The sequence below is a fragment of the Corynebacterium riegelii genome (assembly GCF_016728505.1).
GTDB lineage: Bacteria > Actinomycetota > Actinomycetes > Mycobacteriales > Mycobacteriaceae > Corynebacterium > Corynebacterium riegelii.
The window spans coordinates 455,033-477,301 of record NZ_CP068159.1 but is presented as its reverse complement, the minus strand read 5'-3'; the positions used below and the strand labels follow the sequence as shown (position 1 = coordinate 477,301).

Genomic DNA, 22,269 nt, shown 5'->3' with positions numbered 1-22,269 from the left:
AAGTGCTACTGCGCCTCGCGCAGGGGTCGGCGGTCGGGGCGTTCGGCGGGCGGCGCGGCGTCGATAAGCAAATGCTCCCTGCCCTGCGTAGCTGAACCAGTCAGCTCAGCGAAACCACCCTCCGGGCGCGAAAACACCAGCGCACAGTTCACGCTGCGCGAACCGCCATCCCAGGAAATCGGGTTCAGCGTGGTCCAGAACGGCTGCAAGGTGATGCGGTACAGGTTCTCCTCACCGCCCAAATAATCCTGCGCGGCCGTGGTACACACATCCGCCAAGTGGCGATCCTGCTCCTCAACACTTGGCGTATGATCCGGGAACACATTTGCCAGGTTCTCCGTGGACGTCACCTCCACCTGGTGCGGCTGCGCGCAATCAACGGCAGTCAGCGAACTCGACGCATCCACCGCCACGCACTGGCCCGGGGAAAACACACGCGCCTGGTCCTGATCAGCCACCTTTCCGCTGGTCATCACCACCCCGCCCGCGCGGTCCGTCTCCTGCAAACCGCACAACATGGTGCGATCGCCCTGCGCCCACGCACTCGCAGGTGGAAGGATCGGCGCGACGGAGAAACGCCCCGCCGGGTCAAAACGACCCTCCAGGTAACGCAGTGCAGCGGCGCCGCAGAGCTCCTCACGCAACTGCGCCTGGCGGGTGGTGCTTGGCATCGGCGCATCCGGGCCAAACTCAGAGGTAGGGTAGGTGCCCAAATCCTCCCGAAGCGCCACCTCAAAACGGTGCGGACCAGCGCAATCAGCCTGTTGGAAGTTGGCCACCGAACCGTCCTCGGCAACGTCCCACGTCAAGCAGGAGCCAGCGTCAGCGGACGTAAAAGACATGGCCTGGTTCGCCTGCTCACCCGGCATTGGCACGCTCGAGCTCTCCCACGAAAACGCGCCTGCAGCAACCGCACCCGCCAGCGTCGCAATAGTAAAAGCGCGCCTCAAAGCGGTGCGAGAAGAGCTGCCGGAAGCAGTAGAGGAAACCATGGCAGTAGATTAAACGAGCAAAACGGTAGAGTTGCAAGGTGTGATCGATCTCAAGCTAGTGCGCGAAAACCCGGACCACGTCCGCAACTCCCAGGTAGCCCGCGGTGAAGACCCGGCCCTGGTCGACCAGCTGCTCGCAGCCGACGAGGCACGCAGAGCCGCCATCCAAGCCGCCGATGAGCTGCGCGGTGAGCAGAAAGCCTTTGGCAAAAAGATTGGCCAGGCCTCCCCAGAAGAGCGCCCCGCGCTTCTGGAAGGCTCCAACGAGCTCAAAGCACGCGTAAAGGAAGCAGAAGCCTGCGAGGCTGAAGCCGCCGCAGAGGTGACGCGTTTGCAAACCGCCATCCCCAACCCCATCGAGGGTGCGCCCGCCGGTGGTGAAGAGGACTTCATCGTGCTGGAGCACGTCGGTGAAATCCCGGAGTTTGACTTTGAGGTCAAGGACCACCTGGATCTTGCAGAGCCACTTGGGCTCATTGACATGAAGCGCGGCACCAAGATCGGTGGCGCACGCTTCTACTACCTGACGGGTGACGGCGCATGGATGCAGCTGGGCATGCTCATGCTGGCCGCCCAGAAAGCCCGCGAGGCCGGCTTCAAGCTGATGATCCCGCCGGTGCTTGTGCGCCCGGACATCATGCAGGGCACCGGGTTCCTGGATGAGCACGATGAGGAGATCTACTACCTCGAGCGCGATGACATGTACCTGGTTGGCACCTCCGAGGTTGCGCTTGCCGGCCTGCACAAAGACGAGATCATCGACCTGTCCGACGGCCCGCTGCTCTACGCCGGCTGGTCCTCCTGCTTCCGCCGTGAAGCCGGGTCCTACGGCAAGGACACCAAGGGCATTCTGCGCGTCCACCAGTTCGACAAACTCGAAATGTTTGCCTACTGCAAGCCGGAAGACGCTGAAGAGATGCACCAGAAGCTGCTCCGCCTCGAGCGCGAGATGCTTGCAGCCGTTGAGGTGCCGTACCGCATCATCGACGTTGCCGCAGGTGACCTCGGCTCTTCCGCCGCGCGCAAGTTTGACACTGAGGCATGGGTGCCGTCCCAGGGCACGTACCGCGAGCTGACGTCCACCTCCAACTGCACCACGTTCCAGGCCCGCCGCCTGGCCACCCGTTACCGCGATGAGGACGGCAAGACGCAGATCGCCGCCACCCTCAACGGCACCCTGGCCACCACGCGCTGGCTGGTTGCCATCCTGGAAAACCACCAGCAAGCAGACGGCTCCGTAGTGGTTCCGGAAGCCCTGCGCCCGTGGGTGGGCAAGGACGTGCTGAAGCCCTGATGAATATGCGCCGATACCGCGGCTTTTTGGTTCCGCGCCTGTTCAACGACGCCAGCGCTCACAGCGATGAGGCGGCCGAGCGTTTCTACCAAGGCGCCGTGTCCGCCATCCGCCGCATCTTGGGGCTGATGCGCATTGAGGTCACGGTGGTTGGCGCTGAAAACATCCCGGCAACCGGCGGGGCGCTTCTGGCCGGCAACCACACTGGCTACATGGATTTCGCGCTCATGGGCACTGGCCCGCACGTGCGCAGCAACCGCCTCGTGCGGTTCATGGCCAAGAAGTCCGTCTTTGAGGTTCCGCTTTTGGGCCGCATTTTGCGAAAGATGCACCATGTGCCGGTGGATCGTGCGAAGGGTGCGGCGTCCATTAGCAGTGCTGTGGAGAACCTGCGCAACGGCAACCTGGTGGGGATCTTCCCCGAGGCGACGATCTCCCGGTCCTTTGAGCTGGCGCATTTCAAGACCGGTGCGGTGCGCATCGCGCGCGAGGCCGACGTGCCGCTGATCCCCACCGTGATCTGGGGTTCGCAGCGCATTTGGACCAAGGACCTGCCGAAGCAGCTGCGGGGCGTGCCGGTGATCATTCGTTATGGGGAGCCCGTGCCCCTGACCGGCGACGCGGAAGCCGACACCGCCGAGCTGAAGCGCCGCATGCAGCAGCTTCTGGATCTTTCGCAGGCCGAATACTCCGAGCGTTACGGCCCGTTCGGTGCGGAGCCGTGGCTGCCGAAGTCCATGGGTGGCACCGCCCCCACGATCGAGGAGGCCGAGGAGCTCTACCGCGCGGAGAAGGAGCGCAGGCAGAAGTGACACCCCGCATGATCGCCTCCGACATTGACGGCACATTCATCAACTCCGCAGGTCGCGTCACCCCGCGCCTGCGAGCCGTCGTTGCCAGAGCGGTTGAAGCGGGAGCATTTTTTTGCTTAGCGACGGGACGCCCCCACCGCTGGCTGCCCCCCATCACAGACCAGCTACCTTTTGCCCCAGTCTCAATCTGTGCAAACGGGGCAGTGATCTTCGACCCCGCGCGAGATGAGATCGTGCATGCCTTCGAGCTGGCCTCCAGCACAATGGCGGAGGTCATCGAGGCAGTGGCGCCCGTCATGTCGGACGTTATCCATGGATTTGGCGTGGAGCGTGTCGGGCGTGGCGAGGAATTCTTGATCACACGCGAGTACAACCCCGACGCGTGGGACGATCGCTTCGGCGTAGTCGACGTGGACGAGCTCATCGCCCAACCCGCCACCAAACTGCTCATACGCTGCGGATACTTAACGTCTGCCGAAATGTTCGAGCGCATCGCCCCGGTAGTCAACGCCGCCGAGGCCCACGTCACCTACTCCATGGACGAAGGCCTCATTGAGGTCTCATGCCCCGGCGTGAACAAAGCGTCTTCCGTTGCACTTCTTGCAGAGCGCTACGGTGTTGACGCTGCAGATGTGATCGCGTTTGGCGACATGCCTAATGACCTGGAGATGCTGACGTGGGCCGGGCGAGGCATTGCCATGGGCAACGCCTCGCCAGTGCTCACGTCAGCCGCGGATGAAGTTGCGGACACCAACGACAACGACGGCGTGGCCAAAATCCTCGAGCGCTGGTTCTAACCTTCCGGGCCCTGCGCTGGTTGCGCTGCCCTGCCTAACTCCGGCCCTGCTTGGCCCTGGCCCTGGATTCCACCCTGCTTGGCCCCTGGGCCTCAGCCTGCACTGGCCCAAACCCCGCCGCAAACCCCCGCCGCCCCAGCCCGGCTACTTGACATAACGTTTGTCTGCTAGGGGCGGAGGTGCGGCACTAGCATACAACGCAAAATAGGCCGAAAGTCTCTATATTTGACCAGCGGAAATGGAGGGGCGTTTTCATTGTCTGCTAGGGGAACGTCGCGCGCTCCTAGCAGATAATGAAAAGCGCGTGTGAAACTCACAAAGATGCGGTAGAAATAACCGCATGGGGGATTACACAAAGAAAAGAGAAGCCGAACTCGCACTGATTGCGAAAGTGGCGGGGCAATGTAAAACAGCAGTGATCACGGGGCCGGCAGCAGCACGCTGGATGGGACTCTCAACGCTCAAGTGGGTAGAGAAAGTGGACTTGGTTCTGCCAGGGAACTCGAGAACCTGGGGAGCTAAATACAGGGACAAGGTCTATCACGGTGGAATCCTCCGGGACGCGGAGACCTGCACCGTCAAGGGGGTCAAAAGCACAATCGGGGTCCGGGCGATGTTTGACACGTTCCGTTATTACGGCAGGTTGGACGCGTTGGTGCAGATTGAGTCTGCCAGGTGGCAGCACGCGCATCTCACGGTGGAGACGTTGCTGGAGAAAACGGAAGTATTGCCGCAGGCCAGAGGCATTAAACCGTTTAGGAGGTTGATTGAGGGGGCGGGGGAGACGTCGGCAAGCGTGCTCGAGACCTTGGTGCGTGACACGCTGCTGTGGGCGATCAAGCATGGCCGCCTGACGGGAGTGGAGACCATTGAGTTCCAGGTGGGGTATCAAATTGCTGATGAGCTGGGTGGCATCACAGCCGCGTGGGTGGACTGCATTATCAATGAGTTCATCGTGGTGGAAGCTGACGGCGCGGAGAAGACCAGCGGCGCGATGGGGGATGCGCTAAGCGCGTTGCGCAGTGAGCGTCATAGGGAGAAACAGCTGCAGAACAAAGGTGGCGTGTTTTTCCGCGTGGGCTGGGACGATGTGTTCAATCCAGGGATGATCCAGCAGTTGCAGGCCTTGCTCAATCAGTATCCGGGGGTTAGGCCGATGGATGGGCGGCTGGATATTGGGTTCCGGGAGTGGTCGAGGCAAATGGAGGCAATGTTCGCAGTATGATCTCCAATCATGCCGCTTGTTGCTGCCATTGATCAGGGAACGACGTCCACGCGCGTGTTTATTACGGATGACCACGGCCAGGTTGTCTCCCAAGCGCAGTTTGAGCATAAGCAGTATTTGCCCAGGCAGGGGTGGGTGGAGCATGACCCGGAGGAGATTTGGCGTAATACTCGCCGGGCGATTGTAGAGGCCTTGGCAAGCAAGGATATTGATGAGCGTGATGTTGTAGCGCTGGGGATTACTAATCAGCGGGAGACGGCGGTGGTGTGGGAGAAGGCCACCGGCAAGCCGATTTATAACGCGATTGTGTGGCAAGACACAAGGACGAACCATGACGGGGATCCGTATGCGTACCAGCGCAAGACGGGCTTGTTGCATAATTCCTATCCGGCGGGGCCGAAGTGGGCGTGGATCCTGGACAACGTCCCCAATGCGCGCGAGCGGGCGGAGCGGGGCGAGCTCCTAGTTGGCACGATTGATACCTGGCTGATCTGGAATCTTACGGACGGGGCGTTGCACGTCACAGACGTAACCAATGCAAGCCGTACGTTGCTGATGGATTTGCAGACGCTTAACTGGGACGAGGAATTATGTGAGGCGGTTGGGGTGCCGGTGGGGGTGTTGCCGGAGATTGGGGCGTCGATAGGCAAGATTGGCTCGGTGCGCGCAAGGGGACCGTTAGCAAACACGCCGATTACTGGGGTGCTGGGAGATCAGCAGGCGGCGCTGTTTGGGCAGGGGTGCCTGGAGGAAAACAGTGCGAAGATGACGTACGGCACGGGGCTGTTTATGGTGCTCAATACGGGTACGCAGCTCAACATCAGCGACACTGGCCTGTTAACCACGGTGGCGTACCAGGTTGCAGGCCAGCCGCCGGTGTATGCGCTTGAGGGGTCGGTTGCGGTGGGCGGTTCGTTGGTGCAGTGGCTGCGTGATCAGCTGGGCATTATTCGCACCGCCGCGGAGACGGAGACGTTGGCTGGCCAGGTGCCGGATAGCGGCGGGGTGACTATTGTGCCAGCGTTTTCGGGGTTGTTTGCGCCGCGTTGGCGTCCGGATGCGAGGGGCATTATTACTGGTCTGACGCGTTTTGTGGATCGCAGGCACATTGCGCGTGCGGCGCTTGAGGCAACGTGTTTGCAAACGCTTGAGGTGGTCCGCGCGATGGGTGGTGAGCCCACCCAGCTGAAGGTTGATGGCGGCATGACCAGCAATGATCTGCTGATGCAGATGCAGGCGGACATCCTCGGCTTTGACGTTGTGCGCCCGGCCAACATCGAAACCACAGTGATGGGGGCAGCCTCGGCTGCTGCTATGGGCATTTCGCTTATCGACGCCCCGTTTACCCTCGGCACGCCCACCACCTTCCAAAACGAAATGGCCGACCCCGATCGGGACCGGCTCATTGCGAAGTGGGAGGACGCCGTGCTGCGTTCCTACAACCAGGCGTAGGCCAGGCGTAGACCAGGCGTAACCCGCCGCCTGGAACCAGCGTTTAGTTCGTGATGATGTTGATGTTGCGCTGGGAGATGGAGTAGACGATCGCGCCACCCTGGAAGTCCATGCGGATTTCATCGTGGTTGGCGTTGCGCTGCGGCGTGATCGGCATGCCCAGCGGGCCTGCGTCGAGGCCTTGCTGCAGCCAGGCGTTGGCGATCTGGCCGACTAGGGTGTAGATCTCGCCGTCGGTGTCCTTCACGGCGAGGCCGTTTGCGTAGAGCGCCATCTGCTGGCCGCCAACGCCGGATACGGTGCCCGCGAGTTTGCCCAGGACAGGTTCGAAGGACTTCCACACGGTGGATGCTTCGGAGCTGCCAACAATCTCAAGGGCTGGGCCAATCATGGGGGTGACGTCCTGGACGGTGATGCCGGAGATGATCTCGGTGCCGCCGACGTTTTTGACCTGGTCGCCCAGCTGGCCGTTCTGTAGTGCGTAGATCAGGGCCACGCCGGCGATGGTGCCTACGACGGTTGCGATGGTGGCGGTGTCGCCGTCGGCAAGCTTGGTCAGTGTGTTGGCAACCTTAGTTCCAGTGCCGTTCGACGGGCTGGTCACCGTGGTGTTGGTGCCGTCCCTGTTCGGGATGGCCGGGCTGACGAACGAGCGCGACGCCTTGGTTGCGGTGTATTTCACCTTTGCTACTCGACGAATGTCGGGCAGTCTGTTGTACAACCTGTCACCCGGGCAGTCGCTGAAGTGGAAGTCACGGTGGGCGTTTACATTGGGGAAGTATGCGCCCTTGCCCGCGCCGTAGCGGGCGCCTGCGAAGCTGAAGTCTGCAGACAGGTAGCTGGTGCCCATCGGGTCGAAGCCTGCGACGGCAGCCTTCCAACCAATCAGTTCACCCATTGCCTGCAGGGACGCGGTGGTGGGTGCGGTCTTGGAGTAGTCGCCCATCATGGACACGCCCCAGGTGTTGGTGTTGAAGCCGCCCACGTGTGCGCCTTGGACTGCGCGGTCCAGGCCGCCGGCGCGGCCTTCGTAGATGTTGCCGTACTTGTCTACCAGCGCGTTGTAGCCGATGTCGCCCCAGCCACGGACGTGCGCGTGGTAGTGCTCGATGGAGCGGACAATGCCGGCGGACTCAGCGCGGGAGTAGTTGTTGGAACCTGCGGTGTGGTGCACGGTCACGGCCTTGACGGGCTCGGAGTAGTACGGGGTGTTCCTGCTTGTTGCGCCCCACTGTGCGCGGGTGATTACCTTCGGCATGGCGCGGGAGTAGGAATCCGCGGCCGGGGTGATCACGTTTTCGTCCACGCCGCCGTCAAGGAACACGGCTTGGATGTCCCGGGCCGTGGTCGGTGCTTCGGAGGCGGCGCGGCCGTCTTCGAGCAGGTCCACGTTGCCGGTGGAAACCTGGATGCGCTTGGTGCGCTCAACGAAGATCGGTTCGGTGCCGCTGGTTTCCACACCGGTGGGGGAGTCGTCGGGGTCCATTTCGAACCAGGGGCTCCAGGAGCCGTCGGCACGCTGGGAGCGCACGTAAGCGACGATGTCGCGTGGGCCCTTCCAGGTCAGCGCAACAACCGAGAACTCGCGCTCGCGCGTGAACTCTTTGACTACGCGGCGGACGGTGTCTTCCTCACCGGATTGGGTGCGCACCGCGGCGTCATCAACCGTGATGTTTGCGCCGGTGTCAAAGCTGGCTTCGTCTGCGTAGACGCCAGTGGCTGCCGGCGCGACGTTTTGTACTTGCAGAATGTGTTGGCCACCAAATGCAGCGGAGGCGACCATGGCCACCGCCAAAAGGACGGCGAACATGGGGTTGGCCCACTGTCGACGATGTTGCACGGTTTCACTCCTGTGGCTGATGTGACAATAGTTAATTGCAGGCTACCGCAACCTCAACCTTCACGTGAACCTTGAGACTTTGCGGCGTGTCGTGAAGCGTGGCGTCGAAAAGCAACTGTGCGAAAATGGCACCTATGACATATGACCTCATTGTTGTTGGATCCGGGTTTTTCGGCCTGACCGTGGCGGAGCAGGCCGCGAGCGAGCTGGGCAAACGTGTGCTGGTGGTGGAAAAGCGCAACCACATCGGCGGAAACGCATACAGCGAAAAGGAACCAGAAACCGGCATTGAGGTGCACAAATACGGTGCGCACCTGTTCCATACCTCGAACGAGCGCGTGTGGGAGTACGTCAACCGCTTCACCGAGTTCACCGACTACCAGCACCGCGTGTTTGCCATGCACGACGGCACCGCCTACCAATTCCCCATGGGCCTGGGTCTGATCAACCAGTTCTTTGGCAAGTACTACTCGCCGGACGAGGCTCGCGAACTGATTGAACAGCAGCGCGAAGGCCTCGACCCGGCGGCCGCAACCAACCTGGAGGAGCGCGGCATTGCGCTGATTGGTAAGCCGCTTTACGACGCTTTTGTGAAGCACTACACCGCAAAGCAGTGGCAGACAGACCCGACTGACCTGCCGCCGGAGATCATCTCCCGCCTACCGGTTCGCTACACGTTTAACAACCGCTACTTCAACGACAAGTACGAAGGCCTGCCGGTGGACGGCTACGCCGCCTGGCTGGAGAAGATGGCTGCACACGAGCTTATCGACGTCCGCCTAGACACCGACTGGTTCGACGTCCGCGACGCCATCCGCGCCGAATCTCCCGACGCCCCGGTCGTCTACACCGGCCCGCTGGACCGCTACTTTGACTACGCCGAAGGCCACCTCGGCTGGCGCACCCTCGACTTCGAGCAGGAAGTACTGGACACCGGCGACTTCCAGGGCACCTCTGTGATGAACTACAACGACGCGGACGTGCCGTACACCCGCATCCACGAGTTCCGCCACTTCCATCCGGAGCGGCAGGATAGTTATCCTGCCGACAAGACCGTCATTGTGAAGGAATACTCCCGCTTCGCTGAGGGCGACGATGAGGTGTACTACCCAATCAACACCCCGGAAGACCGCTCGAAGCTGGAGGCTTATCGACGCCTCGCCGCAGCCGAGTCCCGCGAAAACAAGGTGCTGTTCGGTGGACGTCTTGGCACCTACCAGTACCTGGACATGCACATGGCCATCGGCGCAGCGCTGTCTGTGTTTGATAACCATGTACGTGCCTACTTTGAGGACGGCAAGCCGATCGACCAGCCGCGCGGCCACTAGGAGCAACGAGTGAGCATTGAGATTTTCGTCCACCCCGACTGTCCTGACTGCACGGATGTCATCGCGCGGTTCAAGGCAGATCCGCAGGTGTTCGGTGACGCCGAACTTCTCGACGTCACCGACCTGCGCAACCTCAAACGCTTCCTCACCCTGCGCGATTCACTCGACGGGTTCGCCGACGTCCGCGCCACCGGCAAGATTGGTGTGCCGTCCAATGTGATCGACGGCACGACGGTCGAGTTCCCCGGCGAGGTGTAGCCGCATCCTGGCCGACTCCAGCTACGCGGGCGTTAGGGGACTACGTTAGGGGACTACGTACCTCAACATTTTCCTTAGGCTAGGCAACCCTATATAGTTTGCGGCGTGAGTTTCAGGCCTTTCCTTGCAACCGTCGTCCGCAGTGAACGCGTCGCACCGAACTTCCAACGGGTGACGTTCACCGGGATCGACGCTATGGGGCCTGCCGTACCCATCAGGGATTTGCGTATCAAACTGCTGATCCCGCCCGCCAGTGGAGTGCTGAGCCTCCCGGAGGAAGGGTGGTGGGACGCGTGGCGTGCGATGCCGGAGCACACGCGCGGGCACCTCCGTACCTACTCGATTCGAAAGCTCCGGCGGTATGCCGATGGCCCGGATGAAGTGGATGTGGACTTTGTTCTGCACAATGACAATCCCGGTCCAGCCTCGGCGTGGGCGCAAGACGCGCAACCTGGGCAGCAGCTCCTGATAATTGGACCAACTCGCGATGATGACTCCGGGGTTGGCATCGAATTCAATCCGGGGTCTGCAGCAAGGGCCTGCCTCTATGGTGACGAAACCGCGCTTCCCGCAATAGCCCGCATTTTGGAAGATTGGCCCGAGGGCCTCGCCGGGTCTGCTGACATTGAGGTACCGGCCGGCAACCACTTGCCCATCGACGCCCCTGCACAGGTCGACGTCCGCTGGCACTTCCGCGAACACGATGACGTCGATTACGGGGACTTGCTTCTTACGCAACTGAAAGACGAGGTTGATTCCCGCAGCGCTGCTGTACCTATGGGAGCTGGGAAACCTGATCTCGTAGATGAAGTCTCGCATGACGAGGTCTGGGAGACACCCACGTACTCCAGCAGTGGTGAATCCATAGCTTCCGCTTTGGATGCTGCAGGGCATACCTATTACTGGATCGCAGGGAAGAATACGGCCGTGAAAGCGATGCGGCGACTGCTGGTGAGCGAGGTGGGTGTACCTCGCCACCACGTGTCGTTCATGGGGTACTGGCGTTAACGGGGGTACAGCGTGAATAGACACGTAGGGTTTGTTGTTTTCCTTGCGGCTTCTACCGTGTGTGCAGCACTGCTGTCTTTGTTGTTCGGGGCGCGCGAAATGGGATTCGGGGCAACGCTGAGCGCGGTTCGTGATGGAATCGTGCTGGCATTCCCAGGAGGATCCGAACGACTTGAGGCGTCCAGCGACGAGGCGAAGATCATCGCGCAACTTCGAGTTCCGCGCACCCTGCTCGGCCTGTTGGTGGGGGCAGCGTTGGGTACGGCGGGCGCGCTGCTGCAGGGTCACACCAGAAATCCGCTTGCGGACACAAACCTGCTGGGCGTCGGTCCCGGCGCGGCTCTTGCAGTGGCAGCAGCCATTTCCTTTCACGGCTCAATGTCAGTATTGGGCACTGTTGGGGTGGGATTCCTCGGTGCAATACTTGCGGTGGCGCTCGTGTTCGTGCTCAGTATGAGGAGCCTGGGATCTACGCCGATCATGGTCGTGCTCGGAGGTTCTGCGCTGGGTGCGGTTTGTAGTGCGCTTACTAGCGGCATTGTGCTGACGAATACGCAAAGCCTCAATGAGATGCGGTTTTGGACAGCGGGCGCTATAGCTGGGCGCGACATGCAAGTGGTCGCGGTGCTTGCCCCGGTGATACTCCTCGGGCTTGTGCTCGCCTTTGGCACGGCACATCAGGTGAACCTCCTGAACTTGGGAGACGACGTGGCCAGTGCACTTGGCGTGAGAGTGAACATCGCGCGGGCCGTGGGCATCATCGTGGTTGCATTGCTCACTGGTGCCGCGGTGGCTGGCGCGGGCCCGATCGGGTTCGTCGGCCTGGTCGTTCCGCACCTCGTGCGCGCCGTTACGGGGCCAGATTACCGCTGGGTGCTGCCGTGTTCCGCGCTGGCTGGGGCCTCGCTGCTGTTGCTTGCCGACGTTATCGGACGCATCATCGCACGGCCCGGCGAATTGCAGGTGGGCATCACGCTCGCCTTCGTTGGCGCCCCATTCGCCCTGTACATCTTGCGGAAAGGGGCGAAACTGTGATGCGGGTTTTCGTGACGAATGGTGTCCTTGCGGTGTTGGCTCTCGCCGCGGCCCTTGGGGGTGTCATGGTCGGAGACTTCGAGCTTACGGTCCGGGATATTGTTTCTGCGCTCATGGGCCAAACCACGGAATTGGCTCGTACGGTGATTCTTGAGTGGCGTCTGCCGCGGGTAGTGACAGCTTTGGGAGTAGGAGCTGCGCTGGGTTTTGCGGGGGCGATCTTCCAGACCATCACGAGGAATCCTTTGGCAAGCCCAGACATCTTGGGCGTCACCTCGGGTGCCTCCGCTTTCGCATTGACTGCGTTACTTGCTGGTGGAAGCTCCGGAATGCTGCTGCATGTACTGGGGGTCCCGCTCAGTGCGTTTCTCGGTGGATTAGTGGTGTCCGCGGCAATCTGGTGGCTGAGCCGTGGCGCGGGGCTCGGGTCTTTCCAGCTTGTCTTCGCCGGGATCATCATCAACGCGTTAGCGATGGCCTACAACTCGTTCCTGCTCGTTCGCGCCGACTATCGCGATGTGGGCAAAGCGCAGGCGTGGATCACCGGTTCGGTGGGTTCTTCGAACTGGCGCGATGCCCTCGCTGTGCTTATTGCTCTGGCAGTTGTTATTCCACTCTTGCGGTGGGCAGCCTTCAACCTTCAGGCGCTCTCTTTAGGCGAGGATACGGCTGCTGGCCTCGGGGTGGAGCCCCGGCATATGCAACTCATCCTCATGCTCATGGCTGTAGTACTGGCATCGATGGCTGTCGCAGCCTCTGGTCCGATAGCATTCGTGGCGTTTGTTGCGCCACAGATCGGACGCAAGATCACGCAAGCAGCGACGCCGCCTTTAGGAACAGCAATGCTCGCTGGCGCGGCGATCGTGTCCGGCGCTGACGTAGCGGTACGCATCTTGGTGCCCGGGAACCTGCCGGTGGGGATAGCCACAACCGCGATTGGTGGCACAGTACTGCTCTACACGCTGCTGCGCGCAACACGAAAGGTGTCCGTATGATGCTTCAAGTTCGAAATCTCAAGGTGAGTTATGGCGCTACCGTCATCGTTGATGGCATTGATCTCGACGTGCCTCAAGGCGGCGTCACCACACTCATCGGTCCGAATGGTTGCGGCAAGTCAACGCTGTTGCGAGCTGCCGCTGGGCTTATTGCATGCGATCGCGGCACGGTCACACTGAACGGCGTGGACACGGCGAAACTGAAGCGCCGCGAGATTGCGCGCCAGCTTGCAGTACTGCCACAGACACCTGTTGCCCCCGAGGGGCTGACGGTCCGCGATCTGGTGAGCCGCGGACGCCACCCGCACCAGTCCTGGCTAAGGCAAGCCTCTGCTGAGGACGCGCGTGCGGTCGATGCAGTGATGGAGCTGACCAATATTGCGGAGTTTGCAGATCGTCCGCTCGAGCGGCTTTCTGGCGGACAGCGCCAGCGCGCCTGGATCGCGATGGTCTTAGCGCAGGACACTCCGCTTGTGTTTTTGGACGAGCCAACGACATACCTCGACTTGTCCCACTCCGTCGAGGTCTTGTCGCTCGTACGTCGCCTCGCTGATCAGGAGGGGCGAACTGTGCTTATGGTGTTGCATGATTTGAACCTCGCGGCACGCTACTCAGATCAGCTGATCGTGATGCAGCGCGGCGAGGTTCGTGCGGTCGGTGCGCCTGCCGAGGTGGTCACGGAGTCTTTGCTGAGCCGCGTTTTTGATCTCCCCGCGGTCGTGGCGTCAGACCCAGTGAGCGGCGGCCCACTGGTCGTCCCCCGGTAGGCACCCGCCCCCTGAAATGCCTAGAGCTGTTTCTTGATCTGCTCGATTGCGTACGGGATCGTGAGGGGGTTTGGCATGCTCATTGCGTTGGCAGTATCGGTGTCTAGCCAGTAGACCCCGCCACGCTTGTTGACATCAAGATCCATGAAAGCCTCGTTGTTCTTCAGCGCATCGATCGCGCCGTAGTAGTCCAACACGAAGAGGTAGTCCACGTCATTGAAGTCAGCGTAGTTCTCGGGGGACCAATCGAGGAAGAAGCTGGAGCCATCGCCGTTGAACTTCTCTGGGATCTTGAAACCAAGCTTTTCGATGAAAGCACCGCGGCCATCGCCTGAGGTGTACACGCCGAGCTTCCCGTCGTAGGGCATGCCGATTACTGCTGTTTTGCCCTGCAATTCTGGGTGCGCTTCGCGGAAGTCTTTGAAAGCCTGCTCGGAATCGGCGATGAGTTTTTCGCCTTCGTCTTCCTTATTCAACGCTTTGGAGATTTCCTTGATCTGTACATCCCAAGGTACTTGCCAATCCGGGTACTCATCCGAGTGGAAAGTCGTCGGTGCGATCTGCTCGAGCAGCGCCTTCTTGTCTGCTTCGAGACCGCTGTTGACCGCGATAATCTTTGTCGGGTTCAGCGAAGCCACTTGTTCGGCAGTGTCGGTGCTGAATTCGGTGGTGGTACCACGGATTGGGTTTGGCTCGACAGTGAGCTTGTCCTTGGCCCACGGCCCAAGTCCGGAGGGATCGCCCGAACCTTCCTGTTCCCAGGTGGCGTAACCGACCGGTTGTTCGCCCAGGGCAAGGATCGTATCGACGTCGCCGAGGCCTATTGTGACGATGCGCTCGTCTGCCCCGTTGGCATCGGAAGCTTCTGGAGCAGCTGTCGGGGCGCCTGCGCCGCTGGAGCAGCTGGCAAGCATGAACGCCGCGGTGAGAGTGGCTGCGGCTGCCTTGAAGGGACGAGAGCCAAAGAGTGCCAAGATTACGCCTTTCGTAGGTAAAAAGAAACTCAAGTTAGGGCTGCCTAGCCTAACGAAAGCATTCTACGGTATGCCTCAGCTCGTGAGCAATCTCCTTCTACGTGCTTGGAACGGGAGCAACACACATCGAGTCGTTGGGTACGAGCGGTGGGATGACTGTTAGCGCAGCGCTGTCTGTGTTTGATAACCACGTACGTGCCTACTTTGAGGACGGCAAGCCGATCGACCAGCCGCGCGGCCACTAGGAGCTCACTGCCACCCCGTTTGCACTAATCTGGCGCGCGTGGCGCGTGAACGTAATCAATTCCGCATGAGCCGCCAGGGCATGAACGCGTTTCTTGCCCTGCCAGCGGCTCCTGTTTTGATGGTTGTGATCGGCTCGCTAGGCACGCAGGCCGCTGCCGTTTTGGTAAGAGACCTGCTCGAGCCTATTGGCGCGCCGGGTGTGTCCGGCCTGCGCATGACGGCCGCGGCCGTGATCATGGTGTTGTTGTTCCGTCCGAAGCTGAGCGGCATGACCCGCGCCCGGGCGATCAACATCGCGGTCTACGGCGTGACCATGGGCATGATGAGCGTGATGATTTATGCGGCTATCGCCCGCCTGCCCCTAGGCGTTGCCGTCACCATCGATTTCCTCGGCCCCTGCGTTGTGTCTTTCCTGGGGCTGAAGATGTGGCGCTCCCGCTTGTGGGCCATCGCCGCGTTCGTGGGTGTGGCGTTGATTGCGAATCCATCGAATGATCTGGATCCGCTCGGTGTTGGCTTTGCTGTGGTCGGCGCCTGTTTCTTCGCTGGTTACACGGTGTTCGCCGAGCGTATGGGGAGCACCGAAAACGGCAGCATGTCGGACCTTGCCTTGTCTGTGGTTGTTGCCGCGCTGATCCTTGCTCCTTTCTCAGTTCGAGCAGTTCCGCTTATCGACGCCCCCGTGTGGGTCACCATCGTCATCTCCGGGTTCATCGGTGCGGTGATTCCGTATGTGATGGACACCATTGCGGCGGGGATTGTCTCGGCGGCGGTCGTCGGTACGCTCTTTGCCCTAGATCCGGTGATTGGCGCGATCTTGGGCTGGGCGTTTTCCGGCGACCACCTGACCTGGTCCATGGTTACAGGCATTGTTCTGATCGCAGCCGCCGGTGCGGTGATCACGTGGCGCGGGGCTCAGGAATCGCGGGCGGCGTGAGTTGCGAGAGTAAAGCGGTGAGTAATAAACAACTCTGAACAACTCCAAACAACTATGGTGAACTGCGAAAATAGTGCATTTACTGGGGTGTTTTGAGGTGAAGTTGTTTCAGAGTTGTTTGGAGTTGTTTCAAACAACTCTCCAACAACTCTCCGGCTCCGGCCGGTTGAGCTACCCAGCGACCGGCACAAACGTCGAGTACGTCGCCGTCTGAGACGAAACCGGCCAGCGTGCGGTCGTCGCTAAGCAGCGGCGCGCCAGAAATCCGCTTGTCTACGAACATGTGCAGCGCCTGGCGGATTGTGTCGTTTGGTGACAGGGAGTAGACGGCCTCCTGTGGGCTTGGCTCGGTAGTGGTTTTCGCGCGAGTTCCCGTCCACCCCAGTACCGTGGCGATTGCGGCGAGCACGAACAGGACTGCGCCGAGCCCAGAATTGTCGGCATGTACAGCACGGTGATCAGCCATAGTGTGTCTTGGGCCATGGCTCTTGACGGCGCCAACGCGAACACCGCCAACAGGCTTCGGTGGCGTAATCAGATTTACGTGCAGCTCTTCCCGGCAAACCGGGGGCACACAACATGTCTCGTATTCCAGGCCGAGCAAAGACTATAGCTTATTGTGTCAACGCGGGTTCTAAAATATTCCGGTGTGGGAACATTTATCGCGCTGATCGGGCTGCTGCTAGCCACCGTTTTCGTTGCTGCGATTGGTGAGCGCACCGGCATCCCCTGGCCAGCGCTCCTGACCATTGTCGTGGTGCCGTTTATTTTCATCCCGGGCATTGACACGGTGTCTATTCCCCCGCACCTGATCTTGCCGATCTTCCTGCCGCCCTTGTTGTGGTCGCTGGCGAGGCGCACGAGTTGGGGCCAGATCGCCTCACAGCTGAATGTGGTGCTGACCATGAGCGTGATCTTGGTGTTCCTCACCATCGCGGCACTGACCGCTACGGCGATGTGGATCCTGCCGGGACTGAGCCTGGCCGCTGCAATGGTGATCGCTGCAGCGATCGCCCCGCCAGACCCGGTGGCCGTGGAAGCGGTCGCAGGTCCCGCCGGTATCCCGAAACGTATTACCGGAACGCTGCAGACGGAGGGCTTGTTTAATGACGCCGCCTCCATCGTCACCTTCAACATGGCCATGGCCGCAGTGGTTGCGCATGGCGAGGTGGACTTCACCAAAGGCTTCTTTGAGTTCCTCTACGCCGCGGCGGTTGCCGTGGTGGTGGGCTTGATCGTGGGCAGACTAGCTGCCCTGTTTGCTAACTCCGTTCCCGATTCGGTGATCCGTACGGCGTTTACCTGGGTGCTGCCGTTTGCCATCTACGCAGGGTGCGAAGCAATCCACGCTTCAGGCGTGATTGCGATTGTGATTGCAGCGGTGGAATTGTCATCCCGCTCCACCATGACCGCGGAGGATCGCCTGACCGGTCACTCCTTCTGGGCCACTGTGGAATTGCTGTTCACCGGTGTTGCCTTCGGCCTGATCGGCATGAGTGTTCGCGACGCTATTGATGACGCAGGTACGTCCATCTGGGCCGCCGTGCAGGTTGGCGTGGTGCTCTCCATCGTTGCGTTTGCAGTGCGGCTGGTTTGGATGTGGGTGCTGTACAAACTCAATCAACGCAAAGGGCGCACCCGCATTGCCCCGCTTCGACTACAGGAAGTACTGCTGATGGCGTGGTCCGGCATGCGCGGCTTGGTCACCCTGGCGCTGGTGCTGGCTATTCCGCCCTCAGCCACCGAGTACCACCACGAGCTTTCAGTTATCGCGTTGACAGTATTGACGTGCACGATGGTGGTACCCGGCTTGCTGTTGCCGTGGCTCGTCGGAAGGCTTGACCTGCGAAAAGCGCCCGATGCAGACCGGGTGTACGAGGAGCTGAACCAACGGGCCTACGCCGCGGCGCGCCGGGCAGTGCGTGAGCACGGGCAGGAGCACGCGCCGGAGGCTTACGCCATGGTGCAGGACTGGCTGGAATCCATCGCGGACAAACGCCTGCTGGATTCTGAGACCACCGACGAGCGCATGGCCACCTTTGAGCGTGCCCGCGAAAGTGCCCTTGAGATGCAGAGAGTTGCGCTCAAAGCCGCAAGTCGTGAGCTGCACAAGGCACGCAGGGAGCGCCGGTACGACCCGGCAGATGTTGATGCGGTCCAAGCGGATCTGGATCGCGTGATCCTTGGTACGAAGCGAAGCGTGCTGGCGTGCCCCAGCCAGGTCATCAAAATGGAGCGCGAGCAGCGCTAGCCCCAGTTGCGCTTGTACTCGGCGTCCCAATCCACGCCGGAATCCGGAATGTCGGTGCTTAGCGGGTCGTAGCCGCCGGGCTGAATGCCGGGCTGAATGTCAGGCTGGTCGCCGGCCTGGTTGCTGGCCTGCACACCTTTGATGATGAACAGCGCACCGCCGATAGCGCCGGCGATCGCGGTGAACACGGCGGTGGAGCCACTCAAAAACACAACCGCCGCAGCGCACAGCACGATCAACGCGACGCCGATGGCGTAGTCCCTCCCAGAATTCTGCATGGTGGCGAGATTACGCCTTTTCAATCACCGCGGCCAAGCCCTGCCCGCCGCCGATGCACATTGTGATCAGAGCACGCTTGGCGTCAGTGCGCTGCATGCGGTGCGCTGCGGTGACCAGCATGCGGGCACCGGTGGCGCCAACCGGGTGGCCAAGGGAGATGCCGGAGCCGACCGGGTTGACGCGGGGGTCATCTTCGGAAATGCCCCATGCGTCCAGCACGGCCAGCGCCTGGGCGGCGAAGGCCTCGTTGAGCTCGATGAGATCAATGTCATCAAACGTCAGGCCCTCGCGGTCGAAGACCTTCTTGGTTGCGGCAACAGGGCCGATGCCCATGGTCTCAGGTGCCACGCCTGCGACAGCCCAGCCGCGCAGCACCGCTACCGGGGTCAAGCCAAGCTCCTCGGCCTTTTCGCGCGTGGTCACGATCATGGCTGCCGCGCCGTCGTTCTGGCCGGAGGCGTTGCCAGCGGTCACAGTGGCGCTCTCAATCTTCTTGCCCATTACCGGAGGCAGCTTGGCCAGGGACTCCACGGTGGTGTTAGGGCGGATGTGTTCATCCTTGTCCACAATGATCGGGTCGCCCTTGCGCTGCGGGACGGACACCGGCACGATCTCAGCGTCAAAGTCACCAGCCTCCTGGGCTGCTGCTGCACGACGGTGGGATTCCGCAGCAACCTTGTCTTGGCGCTCACGAGTGATCGTGTACTCCTTGCGCAGGTTCTCAGCGGTTTCGATCATGCCGCCGGCGATTGGGTGGTGCTTACCGCCGGCCTTTTCGCGACCTTCCTGCAGGCGGTCCGTTAGCTCCATCGAGCCGCCCTTGGCGCCCCAACGGATCTTGCCGTCAACGGTGTACTCAGTGTTCGACATGGACTCAGCACCACCGGCAATGATCAGGTCTGCCGCACCAGATGCGATGTGCGCAGCCGCGGTGGTAATCGCCTGCAGGCCGGAGCCGCAACGGCGGTCCAGCTGCATGCCCGGCACCTCAATACCCAGCTCGGCGTCCAGCGCAACGATGCGGCCCAGTGCGGGTGCAGCGCCGTTGGGGGATGCTTGGCCAAAGATAATGTCATCAATATCGGCACCGGAGATACCGGCTTCTTCGATCACTGCCTTGACCACGGTGGAGGCCAACTCCTGCACCGGGACGCCTACGAATGCGCCGCCGTAGCGGCCCACAGCGGTGCGCTTCGGGTTGCAGATCACAATGTCAGACATGTTCTTCCTCATTTCTTGGTCGTAATAATGTCGTTGGAAATGGCACTCGCTGCTTCCTTGAGCGGCGGCAACAGCGTTTCCCGCAACTGGTCAACCGAATACGCTGCAGCGTGTGCCGAAACGTTGACCGCCGCAACCACCTCACCGTGGGCGTTGGTTACTGGGCAGGCCACCGAGCGAAGGCCAAGCTCTAGCTCCTCGTCCACGATGCAGTAGCCCTGCTCGGCAGCCTTCTGGATTGCTGCTTGAAGCTCGTGCTTGTTGGTGATGGTGCGCGGCGTGAGGTGTTTCAGCGTCACACCAGCCAAGTACGCATCCAGCTCCTGCTCGCTTAAGCCGGACAGCAGCATCCGACCCATGGACGTGGCGTGCGCCGGGAAGCGCGTGCCGATGGTGATGTTCACGCTCATGATCCGGTTCGCCGCCGCACGCGCCACGTACACCACGTCTGTGCCATCCAAAACGGACGTGGAGCACGATTCGTTCAACTGGTGCGACAGCGCTTCCAGGTGCGGTTGGGCGATTGTGGGAAGTCCCAGGCTGGACAGGTAGGAGTAGCCCAGCTCCAGGGTTTTGGGGGTGAGCCAGAACACGGTGCCGTCGGTACGCGCGAAGCCCTCTGCAACCAGTGTGTGCAGGAAGCGGCGCGTGGTAGCGCGCGGCAGACCGGTGACCTCCGCAACTTGGGCGAGTGTTTGGCGTGGGCGAGTGCCGTCGAACGCGCGGATAACCGCAAGTCCGCGGCTTAAGCTTTGGACGAGTTGTACGTCACTCTCTGTCATGATTGTGAGCCTACCTCATAAAGTTCACATTGTGAACCCTTGTGCAACACGCGAACTGGCGTTAGGATGGCCACATGATCAACAAGGTGGTTTCTTCAGCGGAGGAAGCGGTCGCTGATATTCAAGACGGTGCATCGATTGCAGTCGGTGGCTTCGGGCTGGTGGGCATCCCCGCCCGGCTTATCGACGCATTACGTGCCCAAGGCGCCCGCGACCTCACAATCATTTCCAACAACCTGGGTACCGACAGCTTCGGCCTCGGCCTCCTTCTGGCAGACAAGCGCATCTCGCGTTCCATTGGTTCCTACCTGGGCACCAACAAGGAATACGCACGCCAGTACCTGGAGGGCGAGCTGACCGTGGAGTTCACCCCGCAGGGCACCCTGGCTGAGCGCATGCGCGCCGGCGGCGCTGGCATCCCGGCGTTCTACACCAAGGCAGGCGTAGGCACCCCGCTGGCCGCCGGTGAAATCCCTACCCGCTACAACCCGGACGGCACCATCGCCGAGTACTCCAAGCCGAAGGAGCTTCGCGAGTTCAACGGTGAGCAGTACGTGATGGAGACCGCCCTGACTCCGGACTTCGCATTCGTCCACGCGGCAAAGGCGGACCGTTACGGCAACCTGGTGTTTTCCAAGACTGCGCAGAACTTCAACCCGGATGCAGCCGTGAGCGCCAAGATCACGATCGTGCAGGCAGAAGAAGTTGTAGACGAAATCCCCGCAGCAGAAGTCAACCTGCCCGGTATCTACGTGGACCGTGTGGTCAACGTTGGCCCGCAGGAGACTGGTATTGAGTTCAGGACGGTGAGCGAATAATGGCTTGGTCTAGGCAGGAAATGGCAGCACGCGCTGCACAAGAACTGGAAAACGGCCAGTACGTCAACCTTGGCATTGGCATGCCAACGTTGATCCCGGGCTACTTGCCCAAGGACATTGAGGTAGTGCTGCACTCCGAAAACGGCATCCTTGGCGTTGGTCCGTACCCGAAGGAAGACGCCGTTGACCCGGAGCTGATCAACGCCGGCAAGGAGACCATTACGGTTGCGCCGGGCGGTTCCTTCTTCAGCTCCTCGGCGTCCTTCGGCATGATCCGCTCCCGCGCAATCGACGTTGCAGTGCTCGGCGCGATGGAAGTGTCCCAGTTTGGTGATCTTGCCAACTGGATGATCCCCGGCAAGATGGTCAAGGGCATGGGCGGCGCCATGGACCTGGTTCACGGTGCAAAGAAGGTCATCCTACTCATGGAGCACGTGAACAAGCACGGCAACTCCAAGGTGCTCAATGAGTGCCGCTTGCCGCTCACTGGCGCAAAGTGCGTCGATGTGATCATTACCAACCTGGCGGTGTTTACGGTTGATCAGAAGAAGGGCCTAACCCTTGTAGAGGTTGCCCCGGGCGAGACCGTTGAGTCTGTCCGCGAAGCAACCGAGGCACCGTTTGAGGTAGCGGTTTAGTACGCCGGTTTAGTACGCCGGTTTAGTACGCCACTGCGTCCGTCACGTTGGGGTGATCCGCAAGCGGGGTCACCTTGATCTTCATGTACGGGTACATGGGGAAGCCAGACAGGACGCGGTGCAGCTCGTCGTTATCAGCAACGTCATAAATGGAGTAGTTGGCGTACTCGCCAACCACGCGCCAGATGCCCTTCATGGTTCCCTTGCGCTGCAGGTCCCCGGAGTACTGCTTTTCCGCTGCCTGGAAGTCAGCGACCTGCTCAGGGGTGAGTGACTCGGGGAACGTCACGTCCATACGGGCAAGAAACAACATGGTGTTT

The 22,269-nt window shown here is 61.1% G+C and carries 23 protein-coding genes; 15 read left to right on the top strand and 8 right to left on the bottom strand.

Translation table 11 applies throughout. From position 1 onward, the window contains the following. Positions 1-5: 5 nt before the first annotated feature. Positions 6-992 carry a septum formation family protein gene (locus tag I6I71_RS02160; protein ID WP_201821943.1) on the bottom strand — a complete coding sequence of 329 codons (987 nt, stop codon included), beginning with the start codon at positions 990-992 and terminating at the stop codon, positions 6-8. Positions 993-1,032: 40 nt separating this feature from the next. Between I6I71_RS02160 and serS the strand changes: the two genes are divergently transcribed. From serS to glpK, 5 genes are all read left to right on the top strand, one after another. Further along, positions 1,033-2,286: a serine--tRNA ligase gene (gene serS, locus I6I71_RS02155; RefSeq protein WP_201821941.1), complete on the top strand. Its 1,254-nt coding sequence runs from the start codon at positions 1,033-1,035 to the stop codon at positions 2,284-2,286. Next, on the top strand, positions 2,286-3,098 hold the full coding sequence (locus I6I71_RS02150) for a lysophospholipid acyltransferase family protein (RefSeq protein ID WP_236587353.1): 813 nt from the start codon (positions 2,286-2,288) through the stop codon (positions 3,096-3,098). The genes serS and I6I71_RS02150 overlap by 1 nt, the downstream gene beginning before the upstream one ends. Further along, positions 3,095-3,895 carry an HAD family hydrolase gene (locus I6I71_RS02145; RefSeq protein WP_201821939.1) on the top strand — a complete coding sequence of 267 codons (801 nt, stop codon included), beginning with the start codon at positions 3,095-3,097 and terminating at the stop codon, positions 3,893-3,895. The genes I6I71_RS02150 and I6I71_RS02145 overlap by 4 nt, the downstream gene beginning before the upstream one ends. A 613-nt stretch (positions 3,896-4,508) precedes the next feature. Continuing rightward, positions 4,509-5,120 carry a hypothetical protein gene (locus tag I6I71_RS02140; protein WP_145989947.1) on the top strand — a complete coding sequence of 204 codons (612 nt, stop codon included), beginning with the start codon at positions 4,509-4,511 and terminating at the stop codon, positions 5,118-5,120. Between the two features lie 9 nt (positions 5,121-5,129). Continuing rightward, a complete protein-coding gene (glpK, locus tag I6I71_RS02135; protein WP_201821937.1) occupies positions 5,130-6,572 on the top strand; it encodes a glycerol kinase GlpK in 1,443 nt (480 codons plus the stop codon). A 43-nt stretch (positions 6,573-6,615) separates the two neighbouring features. On the opposite strand, the gene I6I71_RS02130 is transcribed toward glpK, so the two are convergent. Beyond that, on the bottom strand, positions 6,616-8,412 hold the full coding sequence (locus I6I71_RS02130; RefSeq protein ID WP_236587352.1) for an N-acetylmuramoyl-L-alanine amidase: 1,797 nt from the start codon (positions 8,410-8,412) through the stop codon (positions 6,616-6,618). 134 nt (positions 8,413-8,546) lie between these two features. On the opposite strand from I6I71_RS02130, the gene glf reads away from it, so the two are divergent. From glf to I6I71_RS02100, 6 genes are all read left to right on the top strand, one after another. Beyond that, positions 8,547-9,740 (top strand): UDP-galactopyranose mutase, encoded by a 1,194-nt coding sequence (gene glf, locus I6I71_RS02125; RefSeq protein ID WP_052205812.1) that lies wholly within the window; start codon positions 8,547-8,549, stop codon positions 9,738-9,740. 9 nt (positions 9,741-9,749) lie between these two features. Next, positions 9,750-9,998, top strand: a complete 249-nt coding sequence (locus tag I6I71_RS02120) for a hypothetical protein (RefSeq protein ID WP_083278932.1) — start codon at positions 9,750-9,752, stop codon at positions 9,996-9,998. Positions 9,999-10,103: 105 nt separating this feature from the next. Continuing rightward, a complete protein-coding gene (locus I6I71_RS02115) occupies positions 10,104-11,006 on the top strand; it encodes a siderophore-interacting protein (protein ID WP_201821935.1) in 903 nt (300 codons plus the stop codon). Between the two features lie 12 nt (positions 11,007-11,018). Further along, the gene (locus I6I71_RS02110) at positions 11,019-12,041 is read left to right on the top strand and encodes a FecCD family ABC transporter permease (protein WP_236587351.1); all 1,023 of its coding nucleotides are present in this window, start codon (positions 11,019-11,021) and stop codon (positions 12,039-12,041) included. Beyond that, entirely contained in the window at positions 12,041-13,036 is a 996-nt protein-coding gene (locus tag I6I71_RS02105; protein WP_201821934.1) for a FecCD family ABC transporter permease, read from the top strand. The genes I6I71_RS02110 and I6I71_RS02105 overlap by 1 nt, the downstream gene beginning before the upstream one ends. After that, positions 13,033-13,803 (top strand): ABC transporter ATP-binding protein, encoded by a 771-nt coding sequence (locus I6I71_RS02100; RefSeq protein WP_201821931.1) that lies wholly within the window; start codon positions 13,033-13,035, stop codon positions 13,801-13,803. The genes I6I71_RS02105 and I6I71_RS02100 overlap by 4 nt, the downstream gene beginning before the upstream one ends. Positions 13,804-13,823: 20 nt before the next feature. Here I6I71_RS02100 and I6I71_RS02095 read toward each other — a convergent pair whose 3' ends face one another. After that, the gene (locus tag I6I71_RS02095) at positions 13,824-14,777 is read right to left on the bottom strand and encodes an iron-siderophore ABC transporter substrate-binding protein (protein WP_236587350.1); all 954 of its coding nucleotides are present in this window, start codon (positions 14,775-14,777) and stop codon (positions 13,824-13,826) included. Between the two features lie 283 nt (positions 14,778-15,060). Between I6I71_RS02095 and I6I71_RS02090 the strand changes: the two genes are divergently transcribed. Beyond that, positions 15,061-15,960, top strand: a complete 900-nt coding sequence (locus tag I6I71_RS02090) for an EamA family transporter (RefSeq protein ID WP_236587349.1) — start codon at positions 15,061-15,063, stop codon at positions 15,958-15,960. A 79-nt stretch (positions 15,961-16,039) separates the two neighbouring features. On the opposite strand, the gene I6I71_RS02085 is transcribed toward I6I71_RS02090, so the two are convergent. Further along, positions 16,040-16,426, bottom strand: coding sequence for a CBS domain-containing protein (locus I6I71_RS02085; RefSeq protein ID WP_201821929.1), 387 nt, complete (start codon positions 16,424-16,426; stop codon positions 16,040-16,042). A 183-nt stretch (positions 16,427-16,609) separates the two neighbouring features. Here I6I71_RS02085 and I6I71_RS02080 point away from each other — a divergent pair, with 183 nt between their 5' ends. After that, positions 16,610-18,211, top strand: coding sequence for a cation:proton antiporter (locus I6I71_RS02080; protein WP_201821921.1), 1,602 nt, complete (start codon positions 16,610-16,612; stop codon positions 18,209-18,211). Here the strand turns inward: I6I71_RS02080 and I6I71_RS02075 are convergent. Genes I6I71_RS02075 through I6I71_RS02065 form a run of 3 tightly spaced genes read right to left on the bottom strand, consistent with a single transcriptional unit; the run spans position 18,208 to position 20,493 of the window. Continuing rightward, positions 18,208-18,489 (bottom strand): hypothetical protein, encoded by a 282-nt coding sequence (locus tag I6I71_RS02075; RefSeq protein WP_201821919.1) that lies wholly within the window; start codon positions 18,487-18,489, stop codon positions 18,208-18,210. The two genes, I6I71_RS02080 and I6I71_RS02075, sit on opposite strands and share 4 nt — an antisense overlap. A gap of 10 nt (positions 18,490-18,499) precedes the next feature. Then, positions 18,500-19,711, bottom strand: coding sequence for an acetyl-CoA C-acetyltransferase (locus tag I6I71_RS02070; RefSeq protein ID WP_236587348.1), 1,212 nt, complete (start codon positions 19,709-19,711; stop codon positions 18,500-18,502). 8 nt (positions 19,712-19,719) lie between these two features. Continuing rightward, a complete protein-coding gene (locus I6I71_RS02065; protein WP_201821914.1) occupies positions 19,720-20,493 on the bottom strand; it encodes an IclR family transcriptional regulator in 774 nt (257 codons plus the stop codon). Between the two features lie 74 nt (positions 20,494-20,567). On the opposite strand from I6I71_RS02065, the gene I6I71_RS02060 reads away from it, so the two are divergent. Continuing rightward, positions 20,568-21,311: a CoA transferase subunit A gene (locus tag I6I71_RS02060; protein ID WP_201821912.1), complete on the top strand. Its 744-nt coding sequence runs from the start codon at positions 20,568-20,570 to the stop codon at positions 21,309-21,311. Further along, on the top strand, positions 21,311-21,949 hold the full coding sequence (locus I6I71_RS02055; protein ID WP_052205825.1) for a 3-oxoacid CoA-transferase subunit B: 639 nt from the start codon (positions 21,311-21,313) through the stop codon (positions 21,947-21,949). Before I6I71_RS02060 ends, I6I71_RS02055 begins: the two co-directional genes overlap by 1 nt. Before the next feature lie 22 nt (positions 21,950-21,971). On the opposite strand, the gene catC is transcribed toward I6I71_RS02055, so the two are convergent. Beyond that, the gene (gene catC, locus I6I71_RS02050) at positions 21,972-22,262 is read right to left on the bottom strand and encodes a muconolactone Delta-isomerase (protein ID WP_052205826.1); all 291 of its coding nucleotides are present in this window, start codon (positions 22,260-22,262) and stop codon (positions 21,972-21,974) included. Positions 22,263-22,269: the final 7 nt, after the last annotated feature.

Excerpts from the sequence above, each read along its gene's own strand:
- I6I71_RS02160 (WP_201821943.1), bottom strand. The coding sequence starts at position 992 with ATGGTTTCCTCTACTGCTTCCGGCAGCTCTTCTCGCACCGCTTTGAGG.
- I6I71_RS02150 (WP_236587353.1), top strand. The coding sequence starts at position 2,286 with ATGAATATGCGCCGATACCGCGGCTTTTTGGTTCCGCGCCTGTTCAAC.
- I6I71_RS02140 (WP_145989947.1), top strand. The coding sequence starts at position 4,509 with ATGTTTGACACGTTCCGTTATTACGGCAGGTTGGACGCGTTGGTGCAG.
- glpK (WP_201821937.1), top strand. The coding sequence starts at position 5,130 with ATGCCGCTTGTTGCTGCCATTGATCAGGGAACGACGTCCACGCGCGTG.
- glf (WP_052205812.1), top strand. The coding sequence starts at position 8,547 with ATGACATATGACCTCATTGTTGTTGGATCCGGGTTTTTCGGCCTGACC.
- I6I71_RS02105 (WP_201821934.1), top strand. The coding sequence starts at position 12,041 with ATGCGGGTTTTCGTGACGAATGGTGTCCTTGCGGTGTTGGCTCTCGCC.
- I6I71_RS02100 (WP_201821931.1), top strand. The coding sequence starts at position 13,033 with ATGATGCTTCAAGTTCGAAATCTCAAGGTGAGTTATGGCGCTACCGTC.
- I6I71_RS02085 (WP_201821929.1), bottom strand. The coding sequence starts at position 16,426 with ATGGCTGATCACCGTGCTGTACATGCCGACAATTCTGGGCTCGGCGCA.
- I6I71_RS02075 (WP_201821919.1), bottom strand. The coding sequence starts at position 18,489 with ATGCAGAATTCTGGGAGGGACTACGCCATCGGCGTCGCGTTGATCGTG.
- I6I71_RS02070 (WP_236587348.1), bottom strand. The coding sequence starts at position 19,711 with ATGTCTGACATTGTGATCTGCAACCCGAAGCGCACCGCTGTGGGCCGC.
- I6I71_RS02065 (WP_201821914.1), bottom strand. The coding sequence starts at position 20,493 with ATGACAGAGAGTGACGTACAACTCGTCCAAAGCTTAAGCCGCGGACTT.
- I6I71_RS02060 (WP_201821912.1), top strand. The coding sequence starts at position 20,568 with ATGATCAACAAGGTGGTTTCTTCAGCGGAGGAAGCGGTCGCTGATATT.
- I6I71_RS02055 (WP_052205825.1), top strand. The coding sequence starts at position 21,311 with ATGGCTTGGTCTAGGCAGGAAATGGCAGCACGCGCTGCACAAGAACTG.
- catC (WP_052205826.1), bottom strand. The coding sequence starts at position 22,262 with ATGTTGTTTCTTGCCCGTATGGACGTGACGTTCCCCGAGTCACTCACC.